The following is a 25,981-nucleotide window of genomic DNA, read 5'->3' as shown; positions in this document are numbered from 1 at the left end:
CGCTGGTGCGCCGGGCCCCCGCAGGTCCGGCGCACCAGGGGGTCAGTGGTGGACTTCGAGGGCCGGTTCGAGTACCAAGCCGAACGTACGGAGTGTGCCCAGTAGCTCGCGGTGTCCGAAGGCCTGGCAGCTGGAGGCGAATCCGACCTTTCGCGGCGGCTGCTGCAGCAGCTCCGCGGCCGCGTGCACGTTCAGCAAGGCGGTCTGCTTGTAGTTGCAGTTGCCGTGGATCACGCAGTGCGCGCGACCCAATGGCCCCGAGGCGTACACAGAGTCGAGGGAAGTGTTGATGCGCGGGTTCTCCCGCGGCGGCATCTCGCTGCGGATCTCGGCTGAAATCTGGTCGACGACGGCGAACTTCTCCTCCGCGGAGAGGCCCTCCATCTGCTGCAGCGCGGACGCGACGATCTGCGGGACCGCCTGCATCAGCGACCGGTCGAGCACGCCCCCGAGCGCTCGCACGTTCGCCACACGCGGGTCGTTCTTGAACCACACGGGGTGTGACGTGCCGCCCCACGGCAGAGCGAGACCGAGCGCGTGCTGTCCGGGCACGGCCACATCGGCGGGCCAATCCTCCGCGGGCCACGCCACGTACTCGTTCTGCTCAAGGCGGTACGCGTCGGCGAACGCCGCGTTGGTGAGGATGGTGTTGATCGAGGCGACCGTCGGGTAACCCTTCCAGAACACCTCGACGTCGAGGGTGTCCAGGCCGGGCGTCTCCAAGCAGTAGTTGGCCGCTATCTCACCGATGGTGTACATCTGCGCCAAGCCGGGGGTGAGGAGCAGGCCGCGCGAGGCGAATTCGGCACCGTAGCGTTGCCCGGCTTCGATCATCCAGTTCTGTTCACCGTTGGGGTCGGTGTAGTGCGCACCGATCTCCAGGCAGGCCTGCACCACCTCGTGCCCGTAGCGGGCGAAGGGGCCGACCGTGTTCAACACGACCGCGGCGCCCCGGAACTGGTCGGCCAGCGCCGCAGCGGTGTGCTCCACCTCCACGATGTCGTAGTCGACGGTCTCGATTCCGGGTACCGCGCCGACGGCTTCCTTGACCCGCTGGTGGTTCCGGCCCGCGGCCAGGAAGGGAATGTTGTACTCGCGCAGGTACTCGCAGATCAGCCGCCCGGTGTAGCCGGAGGCGCCGTAGACGACCACACGCTTGTCAGTAGTCATGGACTTCGTCCCTCTCTTACTCGTGGAAACGCTTCACATGCCCATGCCGCCATCGACCGGGAGCCCTGCCCCGGTGATGTACTTGGCGGCGTCGGAAGCCAGAAAGACCACGGCGTCGGCCATGTCGTCGACCTGCCCGAGGCGCCCTTGCGGGGTCAGGTCCACGACCGCCTGCGCGGCCGCCTCCGCGGACGGGAACAGTCCGATCTCGGCGCAGTCCGCGGCGAGCTGGTTGCCCATGTCGGTGGGCGTCAGGCCCGGGAAGAGGCAGTTGACGCGCACTCCGTAGCCGAGCTTTCCGGATTCGGCGGCTGCCACGCGGGTGAGTCGGTCGATGGCCGACTTCGTCGCCGAGTAGAGCGAGATGCCGGGGAATGCGATCGTGGCCGCGACAGAGGCGACGTTGACCACCGCACCGCCGTTGCCGCCCGCGCCGCCGGGGCGCATGGCGCGCAACCCGTGCTTGAGACCAAGCGCAGTGCCGAGCACGTTGACGTCGAGCATCTTGCGGACGTCCGTCGGGTCGAGGTCGACGAGCAGGCTTGTGGTCTCCACACCCGCGTTGTTCACCAGGAGGTCCAGCCCTCCGATCTCGTCGACTGCGCGCTGGACCGCCTCGGCCCAGCTCCCGTCGTCGGTGACGTCCAGCCGCACGAACTCCGCGGTGGCGCCCGCGTCCCGCAACGACTGCGCGGTCTCCTTGCCGGCGTCCTCAAGCACGTCACCGATGACGACGTCGGCGCCCGCCCGGGCCAGCGCCTCGGCCATACCCGCCCCGAGTCCTCGTGCACCTCCTGTCACCAGGGCTTTCCGGCCACTTAGGTCATAACTGGTCATCCGACATCTCCTCGTAGAGATCGCTGATCCGCACGTCCTGAAGAGCACTCGTGCGATGTGGGTCACACCGTAAGCGGCGTATTTGACAGTCGTCAAGCTTTTCTTTGACAGTCGTCAAGCAATACCGGGATGGCAGGCGATAGACTCGCTCCGTCATCACAGCCGCGTACCGCAACCAGCCGACAGGAAGAGCTCGTGACCGACGTCGCCGAGACGAAGCAGGAACGGATAGCCCGCCGCCAGCTCGACAAGTTCGAGGCGCGGCGAAGGGAACTTGCCGTCACGACGCTGCACACGCTGGCCGACTTGGGCTACGCGCGAACGAGCCTGCGGGAGATCGCGCAGAATTCGGAGTTCTCCCACGGCGTCCTGCACTACTACTTCGCGGACAAGCGGGACCTCATCACTCAGGCGGTCCGTCAGTACGAGGCCGTGTGCGTCACCCGGTACGACGACGTGATCGAGAAGGCGACGACCGCGGACCAACTGCGGGACGGCTTCGTCAACACGTTCGTGGAGACGCTGAAAACGGACGCCCCCCTGCACCGGCTGTGGTACGACCTGCGCAATCAGGGCCTGTTCGACGCAACCTTCCGCGGGGACGTGCAAGAGATCGACAAGCGGCGGGAGGCGATGATCTGGCGGGTGGTCAGCCGTTACGCCGAGCTTGCCGGGGAAGAGCCGGCGACCTCGCCCGAGGCCGCGTACGCCATGCTCGACGGCCTGTTCCAGATTGGCCTGCGCCATTCGTTGTCCGGGATGAACGAGGAGATCGCGCAGCTGGAAGCGGAACTTCCCCGCGTGCTCACACTGCTGGTCCCAAGGTCCTGAGCTCCCACGTTCGCGACGGCGTACTCGGCGGCAACGCGTCCCTGCTCTGATCGGGCCCCAGGGACCGGAGTTGTGGTTGATGGCGCGGGCACGCCGGTTCTCGGGCACACTGGCGAGTGGACTTTTCGTTCCGCGACCCCTTGCCCCCGCATGAGGAGACACCCCCGTGGCCGCCTTCGCCCGTACCCGCCTCGTGGTGGTCGTCGTGGTGTTGACCGTTCCCGCGGCGCTGTATCCGCTGGTGGGACTGTGGACACTCGCGTGGTTGCCGTTCGCCGTGGTGCTGCTGGGGGCGGCCCTGGCCCGCCCCTCGATGTTGGAGGCCGCCCTGGACGCGGTGACCGGCAAGGACGAGCCCGAGGCGCGGAACGGGGCGGAACGGGACGGGCCCGAAGCGAAGAATGCGGACGGGGAGCCCCGGGACCTCTCGGACCAAGGTGACGAGCCCGCGCCCCTCACCGCGCCGCGGGGGGAGACCGGAACCCGCGGTGTGCGGGTGCGCCGGACCGAACTGCCCAGCAGCGTCGACGACTACGCGTTCGGGTTCTCCGCGCTCATCCACTGGCGCTGGGCGCACCGGGTGGACCTGAGCCTGCGCAACCCGGCCGGTCCGGCCACCCACGCGATCGTGCTCCGTGCCGGAGAGGTCCTGCGCGACGTGCACCCCGGGGACCGCACGGTGGCCGAGAGCCGGCTGGAGGCGGAGTTCGCGGTGGAGGCCCCGGTCGCCGGGGGCACGATCCAGGTCTGGGCGGAGAAGGTCCGCCTGGAGCTGGCCCACGAGGACGAGGAACGCCTCGACCGCATGGCGCACATGCGCAAGGACCGTGCCCTCTGGGCCGCCGAGCACGAGGCCCGGCAGGTCAAGAGGTCGCTGTCCGGGGAACTCGACCACGAACCGGCCGCCGAACTCGCGCCCGACCCCATGCTCCGCGCCGACCTGCCCGCCCCGCACCTCTCTCAGGACCTCCCCGAGCCCGGCGTCCCGATGCCGGGCAGCGTCGTGGACGAAGAGGGCTACGAAAGCTACTGGTGGCCCGCCGAGCAGGACGAGGAGGAGGGCGACATGGAGCAGGACGTCCAGGTCGCCATCCTGCGCGGGCTCATCGACTCCGTCGAGGACGAAGCCGAGCGGTCCGAGTTCGCCCGCGAGCAGGTCGACATCCTGCGCCGGACCGGTTTCGCGGACGTCGCCGAGCGCGTCCAGTCGATGTTCCCCGAGCGCTGAGAGTGCACCCGGAATGTCGGCCCCGCCGACTCACACAAGTACCCCGCCCGCTCACCTAGGCGCTCCCGCTCACCCAGGCGCTCACACGCTGTTGACCTTGGGGGAGTAGGCCGAGTGCAGCACCAGTGAGGCCGCTCCGATCGCGCCCACGTCCTCGCCGATGAGGGACGTGTCGACCCGCACGCGCCGCACGGAGCGGGCGAGCGTGCGTTCGGCCAGGGACGTCCGCAGCTCGTCCGCGTACAGGCCGCCGACGTGCGACATCCCCCAGCCGCCGAGCACCACCTGCGGTACGTCGAGCAGGTTGAGCAGTGCGGTCGCGGCCTGGCCGAGTCGGCGCCCGGCCGCTCCGACCACGTCCAGGGCGACGGGGTCACCGGCACAGGCCTGACGGCACACCCTCTTGTAGGCGGCGACCGTGCGCGCCTGGCCGCGTTCGAAGCCCACCGGGTCCTCGCCCCGGCGGTGCGCGGCGTCCGCCGCGACGGCGTGCGGCGCGATGTAGGTCTCCAAGCAGCCACGGTTCCCGCACGGGCACACCGGACCCCGCGGGTCGACCGTCACGTGGCCGATCTCCGCCGCGTTCAGGGTGTCACCCCGGTAGACGCTCCCGTCGAGTACGAGGCCGCCGCCGACCCCGGTGCCGACGTAGACGAAGGCCATGTCCGAGGACCGCTCCTCTCCGCCCGCCCAGCGCTCGCCGATGGTGGCCGCCGTCGCGTCGTTGTCGATGACCACCTCCAGTCCGGTGCCCGCCGCCAGGGCCTCGCGCAGCGGGACCGAGCCCCAGCCCGGCAGGTTCGGCGGCGTGACGACCCCGCCGCCGTTGTCGAGCGGGCCGGGAGTCGCCACCCCGAGTCCGAGGATCCGGTCGGGGACGCGGGCCTGTTCGATGATGGCGCGCACCGAACGGCTGAGGGCGTCGATCACCCGGCGCGGCCCCTGCGCCGAGGGGGTGCGCCGGCGGGTCCTGGCCACGACCTGGCCGGCCAGGTCGGTGACGACGAGCGTGGTCGAGGCGGGGTCGATGTGCATGCCGACGGCGTAGTAGGCCCCGGCGTTGAGCCTGAGCACGGTCGCGGGCTTGCCGCCGCGGGAGGTGGCCTGGCCGTCCTCCAGGACGAGGCCGTCCTCCAGGAGCTTGCGGACGATGTTCGACACGGTCTGTGCGGTCAGGCCGGTCTGCGCGGCCAACTCGACCCGGCTGACACCGTCCGAGCGGCGCACGACGTCGAGCACCCTGCTCTGGTTGAGCCCGCCCAGCCACAGCAGGTTGGTGCTTGTGCGCATACGCAGATGTCCCTCCGCCCGGTCGGGCCGCCTCCCGACCCGTGCCCCCACCACGAGGGCAACCACATCGGAAGGTACCACTTCACCCATTGTCTTTATCCAAGGTTTTTAGTAAGCAGGTGATGTGAGTCACCTGCCCCGAAGGCCGGTCCCCCACCCGCGGGCGTCCTTCACCCACATGCTTCGTGAGGGGTCACCATGAGGAGAACTCGACGGAACACCATCCGCGCCGCCGCCGCGGTATCGGTCCTGGCGCTGGTCGCCGCGGGCTGCTCCGGGGACGCCGACCGGGACGAGAGCACGGTCAGCGTCGCCTACATGAACTACGGCACCTTCATCGCGATGGACTCGCTCATGCAGGGCGTGAAGGAGGACTTCGAGGCGGAGAACCCCGACATCACCGTGGAGCTGAACGCGATCGAGGCGCCAGCCGACGACTACCAGACCCAGGTCAACCTCATGAACGGATCCCCGGGAGAGGCACCGGACCTGATCTACCAGGACACCTTCACCATCAACCAGGACGCCGACGCCGGCTACCTGATGCCGCTCGACGACTACTTCGCGGACTGGGACGAGAGCGACCAGTTCAGCGACCAAGAGGCCGACGCCGTCACCTCCCTGGACGGGGACCGCTACGGCGTCATGCTCGGCACCGACGTCCGCGGCCTCTGGTACAACACCGAGCTCCTCGAAGAGGCCGGCATCGACACCCCATGGGAACCGGCCACCTGGGACGAGGTCCTCGACGCGGCTCGGACCGTCCAGTCCGAGCTCGGCGACGGCGTGGTCCCGCTCCACGTCTTCTCCGGCACCCCCGCCGCCGAGGCCGCGTCCCTCGAAGGATTCCAGATGCTCCTCAGCGGTACCGGCGACGAGCTCTTCGACGACGGCTCCGAACAGTGGGTCAGCAGCAGCGCGGGTTTCTCCGACTCCCTGGAGTTCATCGACACGATCTTCGAGGAAGGGCTGACCTTCGACCCGCAGGACGCCCTCGACGCCAACATGGGGACGATCAACAACGAGGAGCGGTTCCCCGCCGGAGAGCTCGCCATCAGCCTCGACGGTTCCTGGGCCACCCAGTCCTGGATCGAGGAGGCCAACCAGCCCTGGCCCGAGTGGGAGGACCACATGGAGTTCACCCGCATGCCGACCCAGGACGGCGAGGAGCCCGGCGCCACGAGCATGTCCGGCGGCTGGGCGCTCTCCATGGGCGCGCACGCCACCGACCCCGACCTCGCGTGGGAGGTCATGACCCTGGCGCTCAACAAGGAGAACGCCACCAAGTTCGCCATCGAGGGCGGCCAGATCCCCGTCCGAGACGACGTGGCCGAGGACCCGGACTTCGTCGACGAGGCACCGATGGCCGAGGAGTTCGCCGAGCTGGTGGAGATCACCGGATTCCGTCCCGCCTACAGCGAGTACCCGCGGGTCTCGTTGGCCATCCAGGAGGCCATGGAGGCCGTGATGCTCGATGAGGCCACCCCGGAGGAGGCCGCCGAGCTCTACGCCGAAGAGGTGGAGGGCGTCGTCGGTCCCGAGAACGTGACGACGGGATCCTGACCGGTGCGGTCACAGTCAACCGGCCCCCGGGCGCCCTCCGGACCCCCGACCCCCGATACTGCCCCCGCCCCCGCCCGGCGCGTCCGGCGGGGCGAGGGGGACGGGCGCGCGGTCTGGGCGCGCGGAGCCTGGAACCGGTCCGCCCGCTGGGTCATCCCCATGGCACCCGCCCTGTTCCTGCTCCTGGCCTTCTTCGCGGGCCCCATCCTGTGGACGGTCTGGGCCTCCTTCACGAACGCGGCGCTGACCGGTGCCCAAGCGGCGCAGACCGAGTTCATCGGCACGGCCAACTTCGAGCAGCTGCTGTCCGACCCCCGCTTCCGGACCGCTACCCTCCTCACCGTCGCCTTCCTTGTCGGCTGCGTGCTCGGACAGACGGTGCTGGGCCTGTCCCTGGCCCTGCTGCTCCAGCACCGCAACGGGGCCGTGCGCGCGACGGTGGGCGCGATCGTCGTCGGTGCGTGGGTGGTTCCGGAGGTCGTGGCCGGGTTCGTCTGGTACGCGTTCCTGGAGCGGGAAGGCACCCTCAACTCCATCCTCGGCACGCTCGGGGCCGGTGAGCAGAACTGGCTGTTCACGGCGCCGCTCCTGGCGGTGGTCCTGGCCAACATCTGGAAGGGCACCGCCTTCTCGATGATGACCTACTCGGCGGGCCTGTCCGAGGTCCCCGAGGACCTCAAGGAGGCGGCGCGCGTCGACGGCGCCTCCGGGTTCCAGGTGCTGTGGCACGTCGTGCTCCCGCTCCTGCGGCGCACCCTGGCCACGACCCTGCTGCTGATCACGCTCCAGACCGTGCAGGTGTTCACGCTGATCTACGTGATGACCTCGGGCGGACCGGGGTCTCGGAGCACTACCCTTCCGCTCCTGATGTACCAGGAGGCGCTGGATATGGGCGATCTGGGCTACGGGACCGCCATCGCGCTGGCGCTCCTGGTCGTCGCCGGACTGTTCTCGGTCGTCTACGTGTGGATGCTCCGGAAGGAGGAGGCCAGGTGAGCGAAGAACGGGTGGGCGGAAAGCGGGTGAGTGCCGAAGAAACCGCCACGGGACGGCGCGGAGGGCGGAAGCCCGAGGACCGGGGCCGCGCGGGACGGGTTCCCCCGGGCAGGGGCCGCCCGACCCGGTTGCGCGCCGTCGTCACCGCTCCGAGCCGGGCGGCGGGCAGCGTGCTCGCGTACTCGCTCCTGGGCGTGCTGACCCTGCTGTTCCTGGTGCCCATGCTGTGGATGCTCTTCGCCTCCGTGGACCCCGAAGCGTCGCTGCGGGCGAGCCCGCCCTCCGGGTTCACGCTGGACCACTTCACGGCGATCATGACACCCGACATCATCTACCTGCCGCTCTGGAACAGCATCCTCACCTGCGGCGGGGCGGCGCTCATCACCGCCGTGTGCTCGATGCTGGCCGCGTACCCGATCTCCCGCTACAACCTCCGGTTCAAGAAGCCGTTCCTGTACACGGTGCTGTTCGCCACCGGGCTGCCGATCACCGCGATCATGGTCCCGGTCTACGGCATGTTCGTGCAGGCCAACCTGCTCAACTCGCTGATCGCCACGACGCTGTTCCTAGCCGCCAGCACGCTGCCCTTCGGTATCTGGCTGACCAAGAACTTCATCGACGGGATCCCCATCACCCTGGAAGAGGCCGCCTGGGTGGACGGGGCCTCGGCCTGGCAGTCGATCCGCTACCTGGTGGCACCGCTGCTCGCACCGGGGCTGGCGGTCGTCTCGATCTTCACCCTGGTCACCACCTGGGGCAATTTCTTCGTTCCGTTCATCCTGCTCACGAGCCCGGAGAAGATGCCGGCGGCGGTACGGGTCTTCACCTTCTTCGGGCAGTACGGTTCCGTGCGCTACGGGGAGCTCGCCGCGTACTCGCTCATCTACACCGTCCCCGTGATCGTGCTGTACGTGGTGGTCTCCCGGGCGCTGGGCGGCAAGTTCGCCCTGGGTGGCGCGGTCAAGGGCTGACCCCACCCAGCGATGATCTTGCCCCGGCTCCACCCTCGACGGCCGAGGGTGGAGCCAGGGGCAAGACCACCGGGGAAGCGGGGCGGCGGACTACCGGGCCAGGCGCAGGGTCACGATCTGGAACGGGCGCAGGGAGAAGGTCACCGAAGCCTGTTCCCCGCCGCTGTTCCGGCTGGCAGTCGGCTTCCCGCCGCCGTTGCGGCCGATGTCGCCCGCGAGGTCCGTGTCCAGGCCCGGAGCCTCCTCGTAGTCCTCCTCCAGCAGGTTGACCGCTCGGACCCCGGAAACCGGGAAACCGGTGCGCACGGTGGCCCGGGCCCGGCCGCCGCGCGCCTCGTACAGCCGCACCACGAGGTCGCCGGAGCGGTCGTCGGCGAGCTTCACGGACTCCACCACCACACCGGGGTCGTCCACCGCCACCAGCGGTGCGACGGCGCTGTCTCCGGAGACCTCCCGCGCGGGCAGGTTGATCCGGTAGCCCTCGCGCACCGCGTCCTCGATCTCCGATCCCGGCGCCAGGGCGTAGCGGAAGCGGTGCTCCCCTTGGTCGGTGTCCGGGTCGGGGAAGCGCGGGGCGCGAAGCAGCGACAGCCGCACCGTAGTCGTGGTTCCGCCGTCCGCGCGGACGTCACGGGTCACGTCGTGCCCGTAGGTGGAGTCGTTGAGCACCGCCACCCCGTAGCCGGGCTCGGCCACGTGCACCCAGCGGTGCGCGCAGATCTCGAACTTGGCCGAATCCCAGGAGGTGTTGGTGTGCGCGGGCCGCTTCACGTGGCCGAACTGGATCTCGGACGACGACTCGTGCGCGCGCACGTCGAGCGGGAAGGCCGCCTTGAGGAACTTCTCCCGCTCGTGCCAGTCGACGACGGTCTCCACGTCCAGACGCCGCGCACCGGGCTGGAGTGAGAGGACCTGGGTGACCCTGGAGGCACCGAAGGAGCGGGCGACGCGCAGCGCGACGGTCTCGCCCACCGGCCCGTCCTCGAGGTCGGGAACCGCGACGGAGTCGGCTTCCGTGAGGTCGACGGTGCTGTTCCGGTAGAACTCGTCCACGTCCCAGGCGTCCCACTGGTTGGGCAGGTCCTGGTGCACCTGGAGCAGGTTGCCCGGCTGTCCCGGTGCGAGCACCTCGCGGTCCTCGGTCCGGTCCAGGATCGAGGTGACCAGGCCCCGGTGGTCCACGCGCACCGCCAGCAGCCCGTTGTCCAGCGTGAACCCGTCCTCTTCTGCCGTGACGGCGGTGACGGGGGTGACGACGCCGGTGGCGGCGGGGGAGCCGGCGGCGCGGCCGCGCTCGGCCTCTGCACGGGGCAGGGCGCCCATGGCGGGGATCCCGTCCCGCTCGTGCGGTGCCGCGTTGAACACCACGCCGCCGCCCGTGGAGTTCCCCGCGCCGGAACCACTGCCTCCTGTGCCGTTTCCGGTGCCGGTGCTGCCGGTGAGCGCTGCCTGGGCAGCGGCGATGATCCCGTGCAGCTCCCCGGCAACCCGCGCGTAGTCCTCGGCCGCCTCCCGGTGCACCCACGCGATGGAGCTCCCGGGGAGGATGTCGTGGAACTGGTTCAGCAGGACCGTCCGCCAGATCCGGTCCAGGTGATCGTAGGGGTAGTCCGCCCCGGCGCGCACGGCGGCGGTGGCGGCCCACAGTTCGGCCTCGCGCAGCAGGTGCTCCGAACGCCGGTTGCCCTGCTTGGTCGCCACCTGGCTGGTGTAGGTCCCCCGATGGAACTCCAGGTAGAGCTCGCCCAGCCAGACCGGAGCGTTCGGGTACTCCGCGTGCGCCTTGGCGAAGAACTCCGCCGGGTGCTCGATCTCCACCCTCGGCGAACCCTCCAGGTCGCGCAGCCGTGCCGCCCGGGCCAGCATCTCCCGCGTGGGGCCGCCGCCCCCGTCCCCGTGCCCGAAGGGCACGAGGGAGCGGGAGGATCCGCCCTTGTCCCGGAAGTTGCGCGAGGCGTGTGCGAGCTCGTCGCCGGTGAGCTCGGAGTTGTAGGTGTCCACCGGCGGGAAGTGCGTGAAGACCCGGGTCCCGTCGAGCCCCTCCCACCAGAACGTGTGGTGGGGGAACGTGTTGACCTGGCTCCAGGAGATCTTCTGGGTGAGGAACCAGCGCGACCCCGACAGGCGCACCAGTTGGGGGAGTGCGGCGGAGTAGCCGAAGGAGTCCGGCAGCCACACCTCCTGGGTGTCGACGCCGAGCTCGTCCCGGAAGAAGCGCTTGCCGAAGGTGAACTGCCGGGCCAGCGCCTCGGATCCGGGCATGTTGGTGTCGGACTCGACCCACATGCCGCCGACCGGCACGAACTGCCCGGCGTCGGCCGCCTTCACCACGCGGGTGAACACGTCCGGCCGGTGCTCCTTGAGCCAGGCCCACTGCTGGGCCTGGGACATCGCGAACACGAACTCCGGGTGCCCGTCCATCAGCGAAACGACGTTCGCGCTGGTCCGGGCGACCTTCCTGACGGTCTCGCGCAGCGGCCACAGCCAGGCGGAGTCGATGTGGGCGTGCCCGACTGCGGACAGCCGGTGGGCGCTCGGTACGGCGGGGGAGGCGAGCGCTGGTGCCAGGACCTCGCGCGCCCGGTCGGCGGTACCGGGGACGTCCTGCAGGTCGAGGGAGTCCAGGGCCTGGCCCAGCGTGCGCAGGAGCTCCCAGCGGCGCGGGTCGCCGGTGCCGAGTTCGCGCATGAGCCCGCCCGCGACCTCCAGGTCCAGGGCGAGCTCCCACACGTGCGACTCGAAGACGGCCAGGTCGGCGCGGGCCAGCCGGTACAGGGGTTCGTCCTCGGGGCCGCGGCCGGAGCCGAGTTCGGTGGGCTGGAACGGCGGGTTGCCGAGGATGACCGGGTTGGCCGCCGCCTCGACGTGGAACTCGACCGCCTCCTCGCCGTCGGCGGGGGAGGCGACCGGGATCCAGGCGTTGCGCGGGTTGAGGCCCTTGACGACGGTGCCGTCGGGCAGGTGGACGAGTCCCTCGCACTGGAAGCCCGGCATCCCGGCGTCGAAGCCGAGGTCGAACACGGCCTCCACGGTGCGGCCCGCCCACGCGCGCGGGACGTGTCCGCGCAGCCGGAACCACGTCGTGCCCCAGGCCGGCCCCCAGGCGTCGCCGACGTTCGCGGGTTCGTGTGGTGCGGAGATCCCGTCGGCTGTCGGGACGGGCTCGCCCGGGACATCCCAGCGGGACACCTCCAGGGGAATCGACGTCGTGTACACCGCGGGCCACACTCGTTCCCTCAGGACCCGCTCCAGTCGTGCCTCGGTCAGCCGCCGGTCGTCGTGCACGGTGGATCTCCGTTCGGTCGTCCCCTGGCAGGTGCTGCGTACGTTGCCAGCGGGGCGAGACTTCGTCAATGCTTTGGACGAAGTAGCTTGCCTCGGTGCGCAGGTTGCCCGCCCCTGACTGATGCCCGCCCCCTGACTTTCGTCAGGGTGCGGGCCCGTCGGTCGCCAGTGTCGGTGCGGGGCGCCGATTTCTAGCGTGGTTGTCGATGGAGAAAACACACGACGGCGGTGGAGCCGCCACCGGGCAACCGCGACGCAGAGGAACGGGCGGAGCGGTGTGCGGCCCGCCATGGCGCCGAGAGGACGGAGAGGGAGAGGGCCGGATGAACGCACCGACCAGGCAAGGCAGCGCACTCCAGGCGGTCGACCTGGTCAAACGGTACGGCGCAGGGGAGACCGCGGTCACCGCCGTGGCCGGGGTGAGCCTGGGTTTCGAGCCGGGGACGTTCACCGCGGTCATGGGGTCCTCCGGCTCCGGAAAATCCACCCTCATGAACCTGCTGGCCGGGCTGGACACCCCCACCTCGGGACGGGTCCTGGTCGAAGGCCGGGACCTGGGCGAACTCGACGACCGGAGACTCACCCGGCTGCGCCGCGAGCGGATCGGCTTCGTCTTCCAGGCCTTCAACCTGCTGCCCGCCCTCACCGCCGAACAGAACATCCTCCTGCCGCTCAGGCTCGCCGGACGGCGACCGGACCGCGCCTACCTGGACGAGGTCGTGCGCTCCCTGCGGATCGGCGACCGGCTCGGCCACCGGCCGGCACAGCTGTCCGGCGGGCAGCAGCAGCGGGTCGCGGTCGCCCGCGCCCTGCTCACCCGGCCCGCCGTGGTCTTCGCTGACGAGCCCACCGGCGCCCTCGACGTCACCAACGGCCGTGAACTCCTGCGGCGCCTGCGCGCGGCCTGCGCCGAACTCGGCCAGACCATCGTCATGGTCACCCACGACCCGGTCGCCGCCACCCACGCCGACCGCGCCCTGCTGATGTCCGACGGCGCCCTGCACGGCAGCCTCGAAAAGCCCACGGCCCAAGAGGTCCTCGATGCCATGGCGGGAGCCGAATGATGCTGGGCCTTGCCTGGGCGCAGCTGCGCGCCCACCCCGCCCGGCTCTTGGCCGTGCTGGCGTCGATCGTGCTCGGCACGCTCTTCCTGGCGGCCACCGCCGTGTTCTCCGAGACCTCCGCCGCAGGGCTGCGCGCGGTGGCCGCGGCCCCGCTGTCCGCGGCCGACGTGGTCGTGGACCGGGACGCAGACGCCTCGGATCCCCGGGCCGACTGGCCCGACGAGGTCGCCGAGCACCCCGACGTCACCGCCGTGGCACCCCAGCACGCGCGCACGGTCCAACTGGCCACCGACGACCGGAGGGGCACCGCCAACGTCTACAGCATCGCCGAGGAGACCGGACTGCGCTGGTTCGACCTGGTGGAGGGCGCCTGGCCCGCCGCCCCGGACGAGGTGGTGGCCGACACCTCGACCCTGGAGGCCGCCGGGATCGCGGTGGGGGACAGCGTGCGGCTCCTTCCCGAAGCGGGGGAGGAACTCCCGGCCACCGTGGTCGGCGCCGCGGACCTGGGGTTCCAACCGCTGACCGGGGTCCAGTACACGCTCTACGCCAGCCAAGCGCACTTCGCGGGAGACAGTGCGCCCACCGCCACGGCCAGCCTGGCCGAGGAAGCCTCGGCCGAGGCGACGGTCGCGGACCTGGCAGCCTCCCTGCCCGCGGACCTGCACCCGATGACCGCGGCGGAGCAGGCCGCGCTGGCCGCCGACCGGTTCGCGGGCGGGGCCCAGCAGCTCGACCTGCTCCTGCTCGTGTTCGCCCTCATCGCCCTGTTGGCCGCGGCGATGGTCATCGCCAACACCTTCACCATCCTGCTCTCGCAGCGCCGCCGCGACACCGCCCTACTGCGCTTGGTGGGCGCCGAGCGGACCCAAGTGCGCTCGCTGGTGGTCGCCGAAGCCCTCCTGATCGGCTCCGCCGGATCCCTGGCCGGTGCGGCCGCGGGCGTGGCCGCCGGGTACGCGGGGGCCGCACTGATGGGGTTGACCGGCGCCGGACTCCACGTCAGCCCCCTTGCCCTGGTCGGCTGCGTCCTGGTGGGGACGGGCACGACGGTGGCGGCCGCCTGGTTCCCGGCCCGGCGGGCAGCAGCCACGGCCCCGGTCGAAGCCCTGCGCTCTGCCCCGCTGGACAGCGGGGGCCGCTTCCGCGCGGTGCACGCCCTCGGAACCGGGCTCGCGCTGCTCGGGCTGGCGACGATGGCGGCCGGGGCCTGGTCGCAGAGCCTGCCCCCGGCCATCGGGGGCGGGTTCGTGGGCGCGATCGGCCTGCTCCTCGTTCTGCGCTACCTCATCTCCCGGATCGTCCACGCGGTGCAGGGGCCGCTGCGGCGGGTGGGCGGTGCCGCCGAACTGGCCGGGGCCAACCTCCGGCGCGACACGGGCCGGGCAGCCACGGCCACGCTCACCCTCGTACTGGGGCTCGGCCTGATCACCGCGCTCACCACAGCCGCGGCCACCGGCCGTGCCACCGTCGACAGCGACCTGAACGACCGCTACCCGGTGGACGTGAGCGCCCGGGTGGACGAGGGATCGATGGATCCGGTGACCGTGGAGAGGGTTCGGGAGATCGACGGCCTGGACCAGGTCGAGGCGCCCCGTACCGGGGACACGACCATCGACGGCATGGGCGGAGTCACCCTGGTGGGGGTCTCCCCGGAGCTGGCCGCCGCCACCGGCGCCGAGGCGCTGGCGAACACCGCGAACGATGCACCGGTCATGCTGGTCTCGGGTGACCAGCTGAGCGCACTCGGGGCCGAAGCCGGGGAGAGGCGGGAGCTCACCGTGGACGGTGAGCGAAGACCCTTCACCGTGATCCCCGACCCCCTGGCCACCGCCACCGGGACACCGGCCCCGGTCATGCGCGCGGACGTCCTGGACACCCTGACCGAGGACGAGGAGTACGGAATGGTCTGGGGGGTGGCCGCCCCGGGGGTCGATACCGACTCCCTGGCCGCGCAGATGAACCTGGTGGCCGGGGCCGACCCGGACATCGTCCTCAGCGGCGCGCTCAGCGAAAGGGGTGACATCACCGAGGTCCTCGACATCCTGGTCAACCTCGCCCTGGTGATGCTCCTCGTCACCGTGGTCATCTCCGGCCTGGGTGTGAGCAACACGCAGAGCCTGTCCGTCCTGGAGAGAACCCGGGAGTCGGCGCTACTGCGCGCCCTGGGCCTCACCCGGGTCGGCCTGCGGAACACGCTCGCCGTGGAGGCCACCGTGATCGCCCTGATCGGGGCCGCCCTGGGTGTCCTCATCGGCGTGCCCTACGGGGCGGTCGGGGTGGGCGCGATCGTCGGGGAGACCGCACCCCTCGTGGTGGCGGTGCCCTGGGCCCAGCTGGGCCTGGTCCTGCTCGCCGCACTGGTGGTCGGGGTCGCGGCGACGCTGTTCCCCGCCCGCAGGCTTGCCGGGATCGCCCCCGCCGAAGGGCTGGGCGGTGACTGACCGCGGTGCCCGCATGCCAGGGCTGGGCCGGGGCGACCGGCGCCGGAGGCGTGCGGGACCGCGTCGCCCTCCTACGCCGCGACTACCAAGCTTCGTCCGAGACCTGCGGAACCACGCCGGCCTCGTACGCGAGGACTGCCGCCTCCACCCGGTTGCGCACGTCCAGGCGCCGGAGGATCGCACTCACATGGCCTTTCACGGTCCCCTCGGTCAGGAAGAGCCGCACCCCGATCTCCCCGTTCGACAACCCGGCCCCCAGCAGGGCCAGAACCTCTCGTTCCCGCTCGCTCAGCTCCGCCAACCGTTCCCGGGCGTGCAGCCGACCGGTGGAACGTTCGTGGTCCAACCCGTACAGGACCCGGCGGGCCACCTTCGGGGAGAGGAAGGCACCGCCCTCCGCCACGGCCCGCACCCCCAACAGCAGTTCGCGCGGGTCACCGGTCTTCAGCAGGAACCCGTCCGCGCCCCCGTCGAGAGCCCGCACCACGTACTCCTCCTCGCCGAAGGTGGTCAGGATGGCCACCCCGGTCCCCGGCGCGGCCCGCCGCACCTCGAGGGCCGCGTCCAGGCCGTTCATCCCCGGCATGCGGATGTCGACGAGTGCCACGTCCGGCCGGTGGGACCGGGCGGCCTCCACACCCTCCCTGCCGTCGGCGGCCTCGGCCACCACCTCGACACCGGGGTCGTTGTCGAGGATCGCCCGCACACCCGCGCGGACCATCGCCTCGTCGTCCACCAACAGAACCCTGATCACGGCCCGACCTCCCCTGGCACCACCTCGGCCGACACCAGTGTCTCCGAGTCGAAGCACAACCGGTACCGGTCGTACCCTCCGGCGAAGACGTCGGCGTCGGACCGGTAGTAGGAGCACTCCAGCCCCTCCGGATCCGTCGGCCGGCCCCGAGCCTCGAACAGACCCCCGTACAGGTCTTCCTCGGGGAGCAGGGCTTCCACCTCCGCCCGGTCCTGCCCCGGGGCCAAGCCGTCGAACACCTCCGGGTCGAGCGTGGCGGTCGCCGCCTGATGCGCGGTGAGCGCGACGACCAGCATGTAACCCGCCAACGCGACCAGGATGGGAACACCCACGACTACACCGATCGCCCACAGCGCCCGCCGCCGCGCCCGCCGGTGCCCGGACCGGTCCCGGGCGCCGTCCGGCATGCCGTCCGTCAACGGCGCTTGCGCCGGTCCCTCCGCCGGTCCCTCCGCCGTTTCCAAGGCGGGTTCCCCGGGCGGCGCCCCGGTGCGCGAACGCGGGGCGGGGCCGTGCACCGGGATACGCGCGGAGACGACCCAGACATCCCCTTCCGCGCCCGCCGTCAGCTCGCCCCCGACCAGGCGCACCCGCTCACGCAGGCCCACCAGGCCGCTACCGGACCCCGGCTTCCGACCGGTCTGCTCCGCCCTCGCGGAGGCACGGCTCCCGATCGCCGGACCGTTGGCCACCCGTACGGACACCTGGTCCGGTGATCCGCTCAGCAGTACGCGCGGTGCCGACCCCGGAGCATGCTTGGCGGCGTTGGTCAGGGCCTCCTGGACCACGCGGTACAGCGCCCGGTCCGCGGCCAGGGGGAGCTCGCCGTGTCCGCCGTCCTGCTCCAGGAGCCCGCCCTCCCGCTCCAGGGACACGTCCATTCCCGCCTCCCTCGAGCGCCGGACCAGCTCAGCGACGCTGTCACCCGCCGGGTCCAGCGGGGCCGAGCCGGTGTCGGCGCGCAGGACCCCCACCGCCTCCATGAGCCGGTCGGCGGCGCGACCGGCAACCTCCCGCAGTTGCCGCGCCTGGGCTCTGCGTTCCCCGGCCAGGTCCGGGGCGGTCTCCAGCGCACCCGCGCCCAGGGCGAGCAGGCTCAGCTCGTGCCCCACGGCGTCGTGCATGTCCTGGGCGATCCGCGAGCGCTCCCGCATCCGTGCCCGCTCGGCCACGAGCAACGCCTCCCGCTCCAGGGTCCGGGCCCGTTCCCAGCCCTCCTGCTCCAGCGCGGAGGTGCTGCGCAGGTACAGCCCCAGCAACCACGGCAACAGGACCGCGAACACCGTCAGCGAGCCGCCGGTCACCCACATGCCCACGGGGAATCCGCCCAGGACCAGGAACCCCGCGCCGAGCAGGGCGAGCACGGAGTAGGCGAGGCCCGCCACCCGGGGATCCCCGCCGAGGCGCCCGGTGAGCAGGGCGGGCACGGGCACCGCCATGAGCAGCAGGGGCCAGCGCGGGGCCAGGACCAGGAGCACGAGCACGGCGGCCAGGGCCAGGTGGCCGTGCGGGACGCGGGAGAGACGCATACCCCGGAAACTAACCCGCGCGGTACCCCCGCGTCCCCCACCGAAAGTCAGGTCTCGATGCCCGCCACGACACCCGCCTCCGCCCCGAGCACGGGCGGGTGCGGGGGTGGGCCCGGGCCGGGAGCCGCGAACCCCTCGGGTGCGGGGCTGCCCCGTGCTCACCCGGTGCTCAGACCGCGGGGCGGCCCGGTTCGGACTGGTTTCCGCTGATCCGGGTGATGCAGGTGAGCACCTCGTACCGGTCGAACCGGTAGCGCGACCGCACGTGCTGGACGGGGCGCCCGGTGGCGTCGTAGAAGGTGTCCACGATCTCCAGGCCCGGTGAGTCCAGGGGAAGGCCGAGGAGTTCGCACTCGACGGGCGGCAGCACCAGCGCCCGGACCCTCCGGAAGGTGGAGTCCGGCACCGCCGCCACCTCGGAAAGGACCTCGTGCACCGAACCCGTGAGGTCGGCGTCGGCCAGGGCATCGCCGAAACGTGCCGGGTACAGGCCCATCTCGTGGCACATCGGCTCACCGTCGGCGTACCGCAACCGCTCCAGGAGCAGCGCCCCTTCACCGGGGCGGAGCGACAGGTTGGTGACCGTCTCCAGGTCCGGGGTGACGGGCTCGAAGCGCAGCACCGTCGATGACGGCCGAATCCCGCGGCGGCGCATGTCCTCCGTGAAGGAGGTCAGGGTGGGCCCCATGGTCACGGTGGGACGGCCGACATAGGTACCGCTCCCCGGCGCACGGCGGACCCAGCCCTCGTCCTGCAGGGCGGCCAGGGACCGCCGGACCGTCATCACGCTGACGCCGAACTCCTCGGCCAGGGCGCGCTCGGCGGGCAGACGGACCCCCACCGCCAGGGACGAGCAGCGCTCACGGAGGACCGCCAGGATCTCGAGGTACTTGGGCTGGTTCATCGGCACCTCACCACCGTGTCGTCAGTGCTCGGAACATCACTATGACGAAGCGGACTCTATATTCCTCTAGAGCGCATGTGTTAGCTTCATCACCCACTTATGCGGCTTGACGCTCACGGAAGTCGGATACCTCCTGGCGGCGTCGGCGCAGAGAGGTGCAGCAATGCGATCTAGAGCAATGGGGTTCACGGCGGTCATGGCCGCCTCCGCCCTGGTGCTGTCCGCGTGCGGCGCGGACGGGGACGACGCCGACGGCGAGCTGGTCATCTGGCATATGGAGACCCCGCCCAACCGGGTCGAAGCACTCAACAGCCTGGCCGAGGAGTACAACAGCGGCGACCCGGAAACGCCGGTGCGCTTCGAGGTGCAGGAATGGGACGAGATCTACGCGACCATCGCGGCGGCGGCCTCCGCGGGCAGCCAGCCCGACGCCCTGTTCGTCACCCCCGACCTGGCCACCTACGTCCGCCAGCTCGGCGTGGGCAGCCCGGTCACCGACGTCGTGGAGGGCATGGAGGCCGAGCACGGGTTCATCGACGCGGCCACCAACCCCTACCGCGACGAGGAGGAGTACTGGGCGGTGCCGCTCTTCGGCATGGTCCAGGTGCTGTGGTACCGCGGCGACATGTTCGACGAGGCTGGCCTGGAAGCACCGCGGACCTGGGAGGACCTCCTCGAGGCCGCGGAAACCCTCGACACCGACGAGCACAGCGGGATCGCCCTGCCCGCCGGACAGAACCAGGCCACCGACCAGGTGGTCTACAGCCTCATGGTCACGAACGGGGCCGCGGACATCTTCACCGAAGAAGGCGAGATCGCCTTCGACACCCCCGCGACCGTCGACACCTTCGAGCTGTACGACGAGCTCCTCCAGTACTCCCCGGCCGACTCCGGGAGCTACGCCTGGGGTGAGCCGCAAGCGGCGTTCAACAGCGGGAGCGCGGCGATCAACATCGAGAAGGGGCAGTACCTGACCCCCTTCGAGGAGGAGACCGGACTCGAGCCCAGCGATCTGGGCTGTGCACCGATCCCGACACCCGAATCCGGCGGACAGCCGGGCAGCGTCTACTACTCCAACGGAGCCATGGTGCTCAGCGAGTCCGAGGACCGCGCGGAGGACACCAACGACTTCCTGGAGTGGCTGCTCGACACCGACAACTACGGCGACCTGCTCAACGCCGAGCCCGGCCTCTACCTGCCGCTCACGGAGAACGGCGCCGACGAGTCGGACTGGCGTGAGCACGAGACCATCAGCACCTACGAGGAGTGTGTCGACCTGATGCTCGAGCAGTCCGAGTCCGGGGAGCTGTTCGGGTTCGTGGACGGCCAGTACATCGACGACGTGGGCGAGATCGCCAGCCAGAACTTCATCGCCCGCGCCGTGCAGGAGACGTACGTCAACGACGTGCCCCCGGCCGACGCCGTTTCCGCGGCCCAAGAGCAGATGCAGGCAGCGGACTGACCGTGGGCGCACAGGACAGCGGTGCGCACGGGGGCGGCGCACGGGACGGCAGTGCGCGGAACCGCGGAGCACGGCACGGCGGCACCCGGGCCGGCACCGCGGCGCCGACACGGGGCACGAACGCCGCTCCCCGTCGGCGCCGCGCCGGGATCAAGCACGACCTCTTCGGGTACCTGCTGCTGGCGCCCATCCTCACCGTCATGGCCCTGGTGCTGGCCTTCCCCCTGGTCCAGGCGGTCCTGACCAGCCTGCGCGACGAGCGGGTGATCGGTTCGCCCTCGGAGGTCGTCGGGCTCGACACCTACCTGATCATCCTCCAGGACCCGGTGTTCTGGGACGCGCTGGCCCGCTCGGGGCTCTGGCTGGTGCTCAACCTGGCGGTGCAGACCGTACTGGCCTTCGGCACAGCGCTACTGCTGCAACGGCAGGGCTGGTGGGCCCGCACCGCGCGGGTGTGGGTGGTGCTGCCCTGGGTGATCCCCACGGTGGCGGTCGCGGTGATCTGGCAGTGGATGCTCAACAGCAACTACGGCGTCATCACCCACGCCTTCGCGGCCGTCGGCATCGATCTGGGGTCACCCTTCTCCGACCCGGGCATCGCACTGATCACCGTCATCCTGGTGAACAGCTGGCACTGGTTCCCGCTCGCCGCCGTGGTCATCTACGGCGCCCTGGCCACCGTCCCGGTGTCCGTACTCGAAGCGGCGAAGGTGGACGGCGCGAACGCCTGGCAGACGTTCTGGGCGGTGACCTTCCCGATCCTCCAGCCCGTGCTGTTCGCGCTCGGGCTGGTGGGCTCACTGTGGTCCTTCAACGTCCTGGACACCATCCTGCTCACCACCGGAGGCGGACCGGCCGGCGCCACCACCACCATGCCCATGTACGTGTACGAGACGGCCTTCGACGCGTTCCGCAGCAGCCAGGCCGCGGCCGCCAGCGTGCTGACCGTCCTCGTGCTGGGCATCGCCGCGGCGCTGTTCGTCCGATTCCTTCGTCCCAAGGAGTCTCCGTGAAGTGGTCGAGCCGCCTGCGCCGGGTGCCGGCCGGGCTGACGATGGTGCTCATCACGCTGATCGCCCTCGGGCCGATCTACTGGGTGGTCGTCTCGGCGTTCAAGACACCGCAGGAGATCATCCAGCCCACACCCACCCTGTGGCCGCGGACCTGGACGCTGGCCAACTTCTCCCGCCTGCTGGAGACCACCCCGTACACCACCTACCTGACCAACAGCCTCCTGGTCGCGCTCGGCACGACCGCGCTGACCGTCGTCCTCGCCGTGTGCGCGGCCTACGGGCTCTACCGCCTCAAGGTCCCCGGGTCGGGCAAGATCGCCGGGCTCATCCTGGTGGCCTTCATGATCCCCGGCACCCTGCTCATCGTGCCCCTGTACGGCATCCTCACCGACATCGGGCTGATCAACAGCCTGGCGGGGCTGGTCCTGGTGAACGTGGCCTTCACCGCGCCGTTCTGCACCTGGCTGCTGCGCGGCTTCATCATGTCCGTGCCCAAGGAGATCGACGAGGCGGCGGCCATCGACGGCGCCGGTCCGGTACGCACCATGTTCCAGATCGTGCTGCCGCTGATGGCACCGGGCATCGCCACCGCGGTGGTGTACTCCTTCGTCTTCTCCTGGACGGAGTTCGTGTACGCCACCCAGTTCATCCTGGACGACCGCCTGCAGACGCTGCCGATCGGTCTCAGCGCCATCGTGGGGCAGTACACCATCGACTGGGGCCTGGTCATGGCCGGAACGGTCTTCACCATCCTGCCCACCCTGATCCTGTTCATCTTCGCCGGCCGGTACTTCGTCGGCGGACTCATCACCGGAGCGAACAAAGCATGAGCCCAGACCACAGCACCACGGCGCTCGGCCGCGCCGCCGCCCAGTACACCCAGCAGGTGCAGAAGCTCCTCGCCGAGGCGCTCGACGCCGAACAGGGACACATCGCCGAGGCGGCGGCCCTGCTCGCCGAGCGCTTCGCCGCCGACGGGATCCTGTACGTCTTCGGCAGCGGGCACTCCCACGTGTTCGCCGAGGAGGGCTTCTTCCGCGCCGGCGGCAGCGCCCGCATCTGCCCGGTGCTCAAACCCGACTACATGCTGCACGTCAGCGCCGAGCGCGGCACCGTACTGGAACGCGAATCCGGACACGCGGCGAACGTGCTGTCCGGTTACGAGATCAACCCGGACACCGACGCCATGCTGGTGGTCTCCAACTCCGGCGCCAACGCCCTGCCCGTGGAGGTCGCCCAGACGGCCCGGGACCGGGGGCTCCCGGTCATCGCCATCACCTCCCGCGCCTACGCCACGGCCAGCACCCAGACCGGGCCCAAGCTGCACGAGGTGGCGGACATCGTCCTGGACAACCACTGCCCGCCCGGTGACGCACTGGTGTCCGTCCGGGAGGACCTGCCGCTCGCCGGGCCGGGCAGCAGCGTGGTCGGCCTCGCGCTCCTGAACGCCATGATCGTGGCGGCCGCGGAGAAGGAGGCGGAGCAAGGCGGAACCCCGCGGGTCTTCCTGAGCGCCGGGATGCCGGACGCCGCCGAGCACAACGCCCGGATCATCGCCGAGATGGGGCCCCGCGTGCCGCACATCTGACCGGCGCGGGCGCGGACCAGGTACGGCCCGGGTGCGGCCCCGGTGGGGGGAGCTCCGGCACCCCCGGCACATCCCCGGCGCGCCCCCAGCACTGCCCGGCACGAATCCGCGGGACCAGAGGGCCCGCGAGGGACGGAGCGAGCATGAAGATCAACTTCGAGGTCTGGCCGAACATGCCCTGGGGCCGGCTGGAGGCGGCGGGCCCCGCCTGGAACTCCTGGGGTGACAGGCCGTCAGCCTGGACGGCGACCCGGGTGGCCGAATACGGCTACGACGGGGTCGACTTCATCCTGGGCCACCTGATGAACGGCCCGGGTTCGGAGTACGACCAACGGCTCCGGGACACCAAGGCCGCCGCCGACGCCGCCGGTATCGAGGTCGGCTACGTCGCCCACCACACCACGTTCGTCAGCCCCCGGGAGTACGACCGCGAGCGGGGCATCGAGAGCTTCAAGAAGGCCCTGGACGCCGCGAAGGCCCTGGGGGCCGAATCCGCCTGCACGCTGCTCGGCGACGGTTTCTACGACCCGCCGCTGAACGTGCTCATGAGCCGCAAGGAGGCGTGGCGCCAGGCAAAGGAGGCCATCACCGAGGTGGCCGACTACGCCGCCGCGCTGGACCTCAACGTCAGCATCGAGCTGCTGCAGGGCACGATCCTGAACAAGGTCGAGTCGGTCGAGCGGATGTTCGACGAGATCGGCGCCGCCAATCTGCGCATGACCATGGACACCGGCGCGTTCTACGTCGCCGTCAAGCCGTTCATGAGCGTGCCGACGGCGGTCAGGCGCCTGGCGCCCTACATCGACATCGTCCAGATCAAGGACGAGGTCGGCCTCCCCACCATCGCCAACACCAACCACATCTGGTTCGGCGGCGGGCTGGTGGACTTCGGGGAGACCCTGGAGGCCTTGGCCGAGATCTCCTTCGACGGATACGTGAGCGTGGAGTGGGAGGGCTGGCAGGTGGGCGGCGACATCGGTGTCGGCGAACCGGCCGGGGTGGGCCTGGCGGACTTCGACCGCGTCGCCGAGGAGTCCCTGGACTTCCTGCGCGAGTACGGCTTCACCACCCAGCGCGAACGCGGCCGGGGTTAGGCCGTGGCCGAGGCAACCCTGGGCATCGACCTGGGCACCACCGGCGTCAAGGTCATCGCCCTGGACACGGAGACCGGCCGGGTGGTGGCCGACGCCGCCGGGGAGTACCCGACCCTGCACCCGCAGCCCGGGGCTCACGAGCAGGAACCGCGGGCCTGGTGGGCGGCGGCCCAGGAGGCCGTCCGCACGGTCACGTCCCGCCTCGGCGCACACCGCGTCACCGCCGTCGGGCTGTCCGGGCAGATGCACTCGCTACTACTGGTCGACGACCAAGGGGCGCCGGTCGGACCCGCTATGACCTGGGCCGACCGCCGTATCGGCGCGGACACCGCACGCCTGGCCGCCGACCCGCGCTTCCGGGACCTGGCCGGGAACGGGCCGGTGGACGCCTTCACCGCCCCCAAACTGGCGTGGCTGGCCCGCACCGACCCCGGACGGCTCGCCCGAGCTGCCCGCCTGGTACTGGCCAAGGACTACCTCCGCTTCCAGCTCACCGGTGACTGGGCGACCGACACCACCGACGCCGTCGGCACCCTGCTGTACGACGTCCACGAAGGCGGGTGGAGCCCGGAACTCTGGCGGTCCGCTGGAGCAACGGCGGATCTCGCCCCTCGGGTACGCGCGCCCCACGACATCGCCGGAACCGTCACCGTCCCGGCTGCCCGCGCCACCGGACTGCCCGAGGGCACCCCGGTGGCGGCGGGGGCCGGTGACGTGTCTGCCGCCGTCCTCGGCTCCGGGGTGGCACACCGGGGCCAGGTCTCGCTCAACGTCGGCACCGCGGCGCAGGTGATGCGGCTGACGGATGGGGCCGACCCGGGCGGCGGGTTCCTGTTCGGCGCGGCCTACGGCGAGGCGCGATTCCTGGCGATGGCGTCGCTGTACGCCGCGGGCGCCAGCCTCCGCTGGGCCGAACGGGCACTGCTCGGCGAAGGTGAGGGCATCGGAGCGGCCGCCGCCGCTGCACCGGCCGGCGCTGACGGCCTGTCGTACCTTCCCTTCATGTACGGCGCGACCGTGCCCCGGAAGGACGACGCGGCCCTCGGTGCGTTCGTCGGCCAGCGCGACGTCCACGACCGGTCCGCACTGGTGCGGGCCGTGGTGGAGGGGGTGGCCTTCGGCTGCGCGGATGCCGTTCGTGCGGTCGTTGATGGCGGCGGCCGACCCGAGGAGATCAGGCTGGTCGGGGGCGTCACCCGGTCGGCGCTGTGGCGCGAGGCGTTCGCGAGCGTGGTCGACGCCCCGGTGCTCCTGGTACCCGACGGCGGCTCACCACGAGGGGCCGCGCTGCTGGGACTGCTGGCCGTGGACGACGACCCGCAGCGCATCGCAGTTCTGGCCGGGGCCCCGGAGCCGGTGAGCGGTGCCGCCGGTACCGACCGGCACCGCTACCGGGAGGCCTACACCCGCTACCGCACCGCCGCCGCACACCACCTGTCCGTCGCCGTGAATCGCGGTCTCGGCTGACACGGCCTACCTCTGCGCGTGGCGGCGATCCACCTGGGCAGCGCGCTGGAATGGTCACGCGCCACTTGGCGTGTCCTGCGCCAGGATCGCGCGGGCCATGGTCTTGGCCTGCTGGGCGGCCCGATGCCATCCCGATCGTGATCTCGTTGAACCAGAGCGTGCTGTACCTGGCGATCGCGATGTCCGGCCTCATCGGCGCCGCCGGGATCGAACTCCTCGGCAGCCGGTACGTCAGCCTCCTGGCCGCCGTGCTGGCGCTGGTCGCCCTTGCTGTGTCCTACTTCGCGCAGCGCCTGATCCGACAGGCGGACGAGAGGACTCCTGGAACGTGAACGCGTATTCCGTCGCGGAGTCGGATGGCCCCCTTTATACGCCAGTGCAGAGATCGATGAATCGTTTTACGTCACGGGTCAAGGTGGGAGAAGGAGGGCTGCTGGCACCGAGATCGGGGAGCGCCACCTCTCACCGGTGGTGCGCGCGCTGTCCATGCC

21 protein-coding genes are annotated in these 25,981 nt (G+C 71.0%); 14 read left to right on the top strand and 7 right to left on the bottom strand.

Annotated elements, in window-relative coordinates:
* Positions 1-42 precede the first annotated feature (42 nt).
* Together ACYVD1_RS13145 and ACYVD1_RS13140 are read right to left on the bottom strand one after the other, a co-directional pair.
* Entirely contained in the window at positions 43-1,170 is a 1,128-nt protein-coding gene (locus ACYVD1_RS13145; RefSeq protein WP_460771872.1) for a DUF5938 domain-containing protein, read from the bottom strand.
* A 33-nt stretch (positions 1,171-1,203) separates the two neighbouring features.
* Complete coding sequence (locus tag ACYVD1_RS13140; RefSeq protein WP_460771871.1) at positions 1,204-2,007, bottom strand: SDR family NAD(P)-dependent oxidoreductase; 804 nt, start codon at positions 2,005-2,007, stop codon at positions 1,204-1,206.
* Positions 2,008-2,202: 195 nt separating this feature from the next.
* Between ACYVD1_RS13140 and ACYVD1_RS13135 the strand changes: the two genes are divergently transcribed.
* Together ACYVD1_RS13135 and ACYVD1_RS13130 are read left to right on the top strand one after the other, a co-directional pair.
* Positions 2,203-2,838, top strand: a complete 636-nt coding sequence (locus ACYVD1_RS13135; RefSeq protein ID WP_460771870.1) for a TetR/AcrR family transcriptional regulator — start codon at positions 2,203-2,205, stop codon at positions 2,836-2,838.
* 166 nt (positions 2,839-3,004) lie between these two features.
* Entirely contained in the window at positions 3,005-4,066 is a 1,062-nt protein-coding gene (locus ACYVD1_RS13130) for a hypothetical protein (protein ID WP_460771869.1), read from the top strand.
* Between the two features lie 81 nt (positions 4,067-4,147).
* Here ACYVD1_RS13130 and ACYVD1_RS13125 read toward each other — a convergent pair whose 3' ends face one another.
* Entirely contained in the window at positions 4,148-5,356 is a 1,209-nt protein-coding gene (locus ACYVD1_RS13125; protein ID WP_460771867.1) for an ROK family transcriptional regulator, read from the bottom strand.
* Positions 5,357-5,554: 198 nt separating this feature from the next.
* On the opposite strand from ACYVD1_RS13125, the gene ACYVD1_RS13120 reads away from it, so the two are divergent.
* The 3 genes from ACYVD1_RS13120 to ACYVD1_RS13110 all read left to right on the top strand — a co-directional run bounded on the left by ACYVD1_RS13120 (position 5,555) and on the right by ACYVD1_RS13110 (position 8,886).
* On the top strand, positions 5,555-6,919 hold the full coding sequence (locus tag ACYVD1_RS13120; RefSeq protein WP_460771866.1) for an extracellular solute-binding protein: 1,365 nt from the start codon (positions 5,555-5,557) through the stop codon (positions 6,917-6,919).
* A gap of 159 nt (positions 6,920-7,078) precedes the next feature.
* Positions 7,079-7,915, top strand: a complete 837-nt coding sequence (locus tag ACYVD1_RS13115) for a carbohydrate ABC transporter permease (RefSeq protein ID WP_460771865.1) — start codon at positions 7,079-7,081, stop codon at positions 7,913-7,915.
* Between the two features lie 128 nt (positions 7,916-8,043).
* The gene (locus ACYVD1_RS13110) at positions 8,044-8,886 is read left to right on the top strand and encodes a carbohydrate ABC transporter permease (protein ID WP_460771880.1); all 843 of its coding nucleotides are present in this window, start codon (positions 8,044-8,046) and stop codon (positions 8,884-8,886) included.
* Between the two features lie 90 nt (positions 8,887-8,976).
* Here ACYVD1_RS13110 and ACYVD1_RS13105 read toward each other — a convergent pair whose 3' ends face one another.
* Positions 8,977-12,171 (bottom strand): alpha-mannosidase, encoded by a 3,195-nt coding sequence (locus ACYVD1_RS13105; RefSeq protein WP_460771864.1) that lies wholly within the window; start codon positions 12,169-12,171, stop codon positions 8,977-8,979.
* 323 nt (positions 12,172-12,494) lie between these two features.
* Between ACYVD1_RS13105 and ACYVD1_RS13100 the strand changes: the two genes are divergently transcribed.
* Together ACYVD1_RS13100 and ACYVD1_RS13095 are read left to right on the top strand one after the other, a co-directional pair.
* Positions 12,495-13,235 (top strand): ABC transporter ATP-binding protein, encoded by a 741-nt coding sequence (locus ACYVD1_RS13100; protein WP_460771863.1) that lies wholly within the window; start codon positions 12,495-12,497, stop codon positions 13,233-13,235.
* Positions 13,232-15,679, top strand: coding sequence for an ABC transporter permease (locus ACYVD1_RS13095; RefSeq protein WP_460771862.1), 2,448 nt, complete (start codon positions 13,232-13,234; stop codon positions 15,677-15,679). Before ACYVD1_RS13100 ends, ACYVD1_RS13095 begins: the two co-directional genes overlap by 4 nt.
* Before the next feature lie 82 nt (positions 15,680-15,761).
* On the opposite strand, the gene ACYVD1_RS13090 is transcribed toward ACYVD1_RS13095, so the two are convergent.
* The 3 genes from ACYVD1_RS13090 to ACYVD1_RS13080 form a co-directional block, all read right to left on the bottom strand.
* Positions 15,762-16,433, bottom strand: coding sequence for a response regulator (locus ACYVD1_RS13090; RefSeq protein ID WP_460771861.1), 672 nt, complete (start codon positions 16,431-16,433; stop codon positions 15,762-15,764).
* Positions 16,430-17,962, bottom strand: coding sequence for a sensor histidine kinase (locus tag ACYVD1_RS13085; protein ID WP_460771860.1), 1,533 nt, complete (start codon positions 17,960-17,962; stop codon positions 16,430-16,432). Before ACYVD1_RS13085 ends, ACYVD1_RS13090 begins: the two co-directional genes overlap by 4 nt.
* Positions 17,963-18,131: 169 nt before the next feature.
* A complete protein-coding gene (locus ACYVD1_RS13080) occupies positions 18,132-18,866 on the bottom strand; it encodes a GntR family transcriptional regulator (RefSeq protein WP_460771859.1) in 735 nt (244 codons plus the stop codon).
* A 163-nt stretch (positions 18,867-19,029) separates the two neighbouring features.
* Between ACYVD1_RS13080 and ACYVD1_RS13075 the strand changes: the two genes are divergently transcribed.
* The 7 genes from ACYVD1_RS13075 to ACYVD1_RS13045 all read left to right on the top strand — a co-directional run bounded on the left by ACYVD1_RS13075 (position 19,030) and on the right by ACYVD1_RS13045 (position 25,822).
* Positions 19,030-20,328: an ABC transporter substrate-binding protein gene (locus ACYVD1_RS13075; RefSeq protein ID WP_460771858.1), complete on the top strand. Its 1,299-nt coding sequence runs from the start codon at positions 19,030-19,032 to the stop codon at positions 20,326-20,328.
* Between the two features lie 2 nt (positions 20,329-20,330).
* Positions 20,331-21,341 (top strand): carbohydrate ABC transporter permease, encoded by a 1,011-nt coding sequence (locus ACYVD1_RS13070; protein WP_460771857.1) that lies wholly within the window; start codon positions 20,331-20,333, stop codon positions 21,339-21,341.
* Positions 21,338-22,171: a carbohydrate ABC transporter permease gene (locus ACYVD1_RS13065; RefSeq protein ID WP_460771856.1), complete on the top strand. Its 834-nt coding sequence runs from the start codon at positions 21,338-21,340 to the stop codon at positions 22,169-22,171. Before ACYVD1_RS13070 ends, ACYVD1_RS13065 begins: the two co-directional genes overlap by 4 nt.
* Positions 22,168-22,929 carry a sugar isomerase domain-containing protein gene (locus ACYVD1_RS13060; protein WP_460771855.1) on the top strand — a complete coding sequence of 254 codons (762 nt, stop codon included), beginning with the start codon at positions 22,168-22,170 and terminating at the stop codon, positions 22,927-22,929. Before ACYVD1_RS13065 ends, ACYVD1_RS13060 begins: the two co-directional genes overlap by 4 nt.
* 143 nt (positions 22,930-23,072) lie before the next feature.
* Positions 23,073-24,023 carry a sugar phosphate isomerase/epimerase family protein gene (locus tag ACYVD1_RS13055; protein WP_460771854.1) on the top strand — a complete coding sequence of 317 codons (951 nt, stop codon included), beginning with the start codon at positions 23,073-23,075 and terminating at the stop codon, positions 24,021-24,023.
* 3 nt (positions 24,024-24,026) lie between these two features.
* On the top strand, positions 24,027-25,490 hold the full coding sequence (locus ACYVD1_RS13050; RefSeq protein WP_460771853.1) for a xylulokinase: 1,464 nt from the start codon (positions 24,027-24,029) through the stop codon (positions 25,488-25,490).
* Between the two features lie 137 nt (positions 25,491-25,627).
* Entirely contained in the window at positions 25,628-25,822 is a 195-nt protein-coding gene (locus tag ACYVD1_RS13045; RefSeq protein ID WP_460771852.1) for a hypothetical protein, read from the top strand.
* The last annotated feature ends 159 nt before the right edge of the window (positions 25,823-25,981 follow it).

The organism is Nocardiopsis nanhaiensis (genome assembly GCF_054778635.1).
The sequence above is the reverse complement of the archived record's forward strand: the minus strand, read 5'-3'. Positions and strand labels throughout refer to the sequence as shown.

Bases quoted from the DNA above. Each gene is read 5' to 3' on its own strand.
- ACYVD1_RS13145 (WP_460771872.1), bottom strand. From the start codon at position 1,170: ATGACTACTGACAAGCGTGTGGTCGTCTACGGCGCCTCCGGCTACACC.
- ACYVD1_RS13140 (WP_460771871.1), bottom strand. From the start codon at position 2,007: ATGACCAGTTATGACCTAAGTGGCCGGAAAGCCCTGGTGACAGGAGGT.
- ACYVD1_RS13125 (WP_460771867.1), bottom strand. From the start codon at position 5,356: ATGCGCACAAGCACCAACCTGCTGTGGCTGGGCGGGCTCAACCAGAGC.
- ACYVD1_RS13120 (WP_460771866.1), top strand. From the start codon at position 5,555: ATGAGGAGAACTCGACGGAACACCATCCGCGCCGCCGCCGCGGTATCG.
- ACYVD1_RS13115 (WP_460771865.1), top strand. From the start codon at position 7,079: ATGGCACCCGCCCTGTTCCTGCTCCTGGCCTTCTTCGCGGGCCCCATC.
- ACYVD1_RS13100 (WP_460771863.1), top strand. From the start codon at position 12,495: ATGAACGCACCGACCAGGCAAGGCAGCGCACTCCAGGCGGTCGACCTG.
- ACYVD1_RS13095 (WP_460771862.1), top strand. From the start codon at position 13,232: ATGATGCTGGGCCTTGCCTGGGCGCAGCTGCGCGCCCACCCCGCCCGG.
- ACYVD1_RS13085 (WP_460771860.1), bottom strand. From the start codon at position 17,962: ATGCGTCTCTCCCGCGTCCCGCACGGCCACCTGGCCCTGGCCGCCGTG.
- ACYVD1_RS13080 (WP_460771859.1), bottom strand. From the start codon at position 18,866: ATGAACCAGCCCAAGTACCTCGAGATCCTGGCGGTCCTCCGTGAGCGC.
- ACYVD1_RS13075 (WP_460771858.1), top strand. From the start codon at position 19,030: ATGCGATCTAGAGCAATGGGGTTCACGGCGGTCATGGCCGCCTCCGCC.
- ACYVD1_RS13060 (WP_460771855.1), top strand. From the start codon at position 22,168: ATGAGCCCAGACCACAGCACCACGGCGCTCGGCCGCGCCGCCGCCCAG.
- ACYVD1_RS13055 (WP_460771854.1), top strand. From the start codon at position 23,073: ATGAAGATCAACTTCGAGGTCTGGCCGAACATGCCCTGGGGCCGGCTG.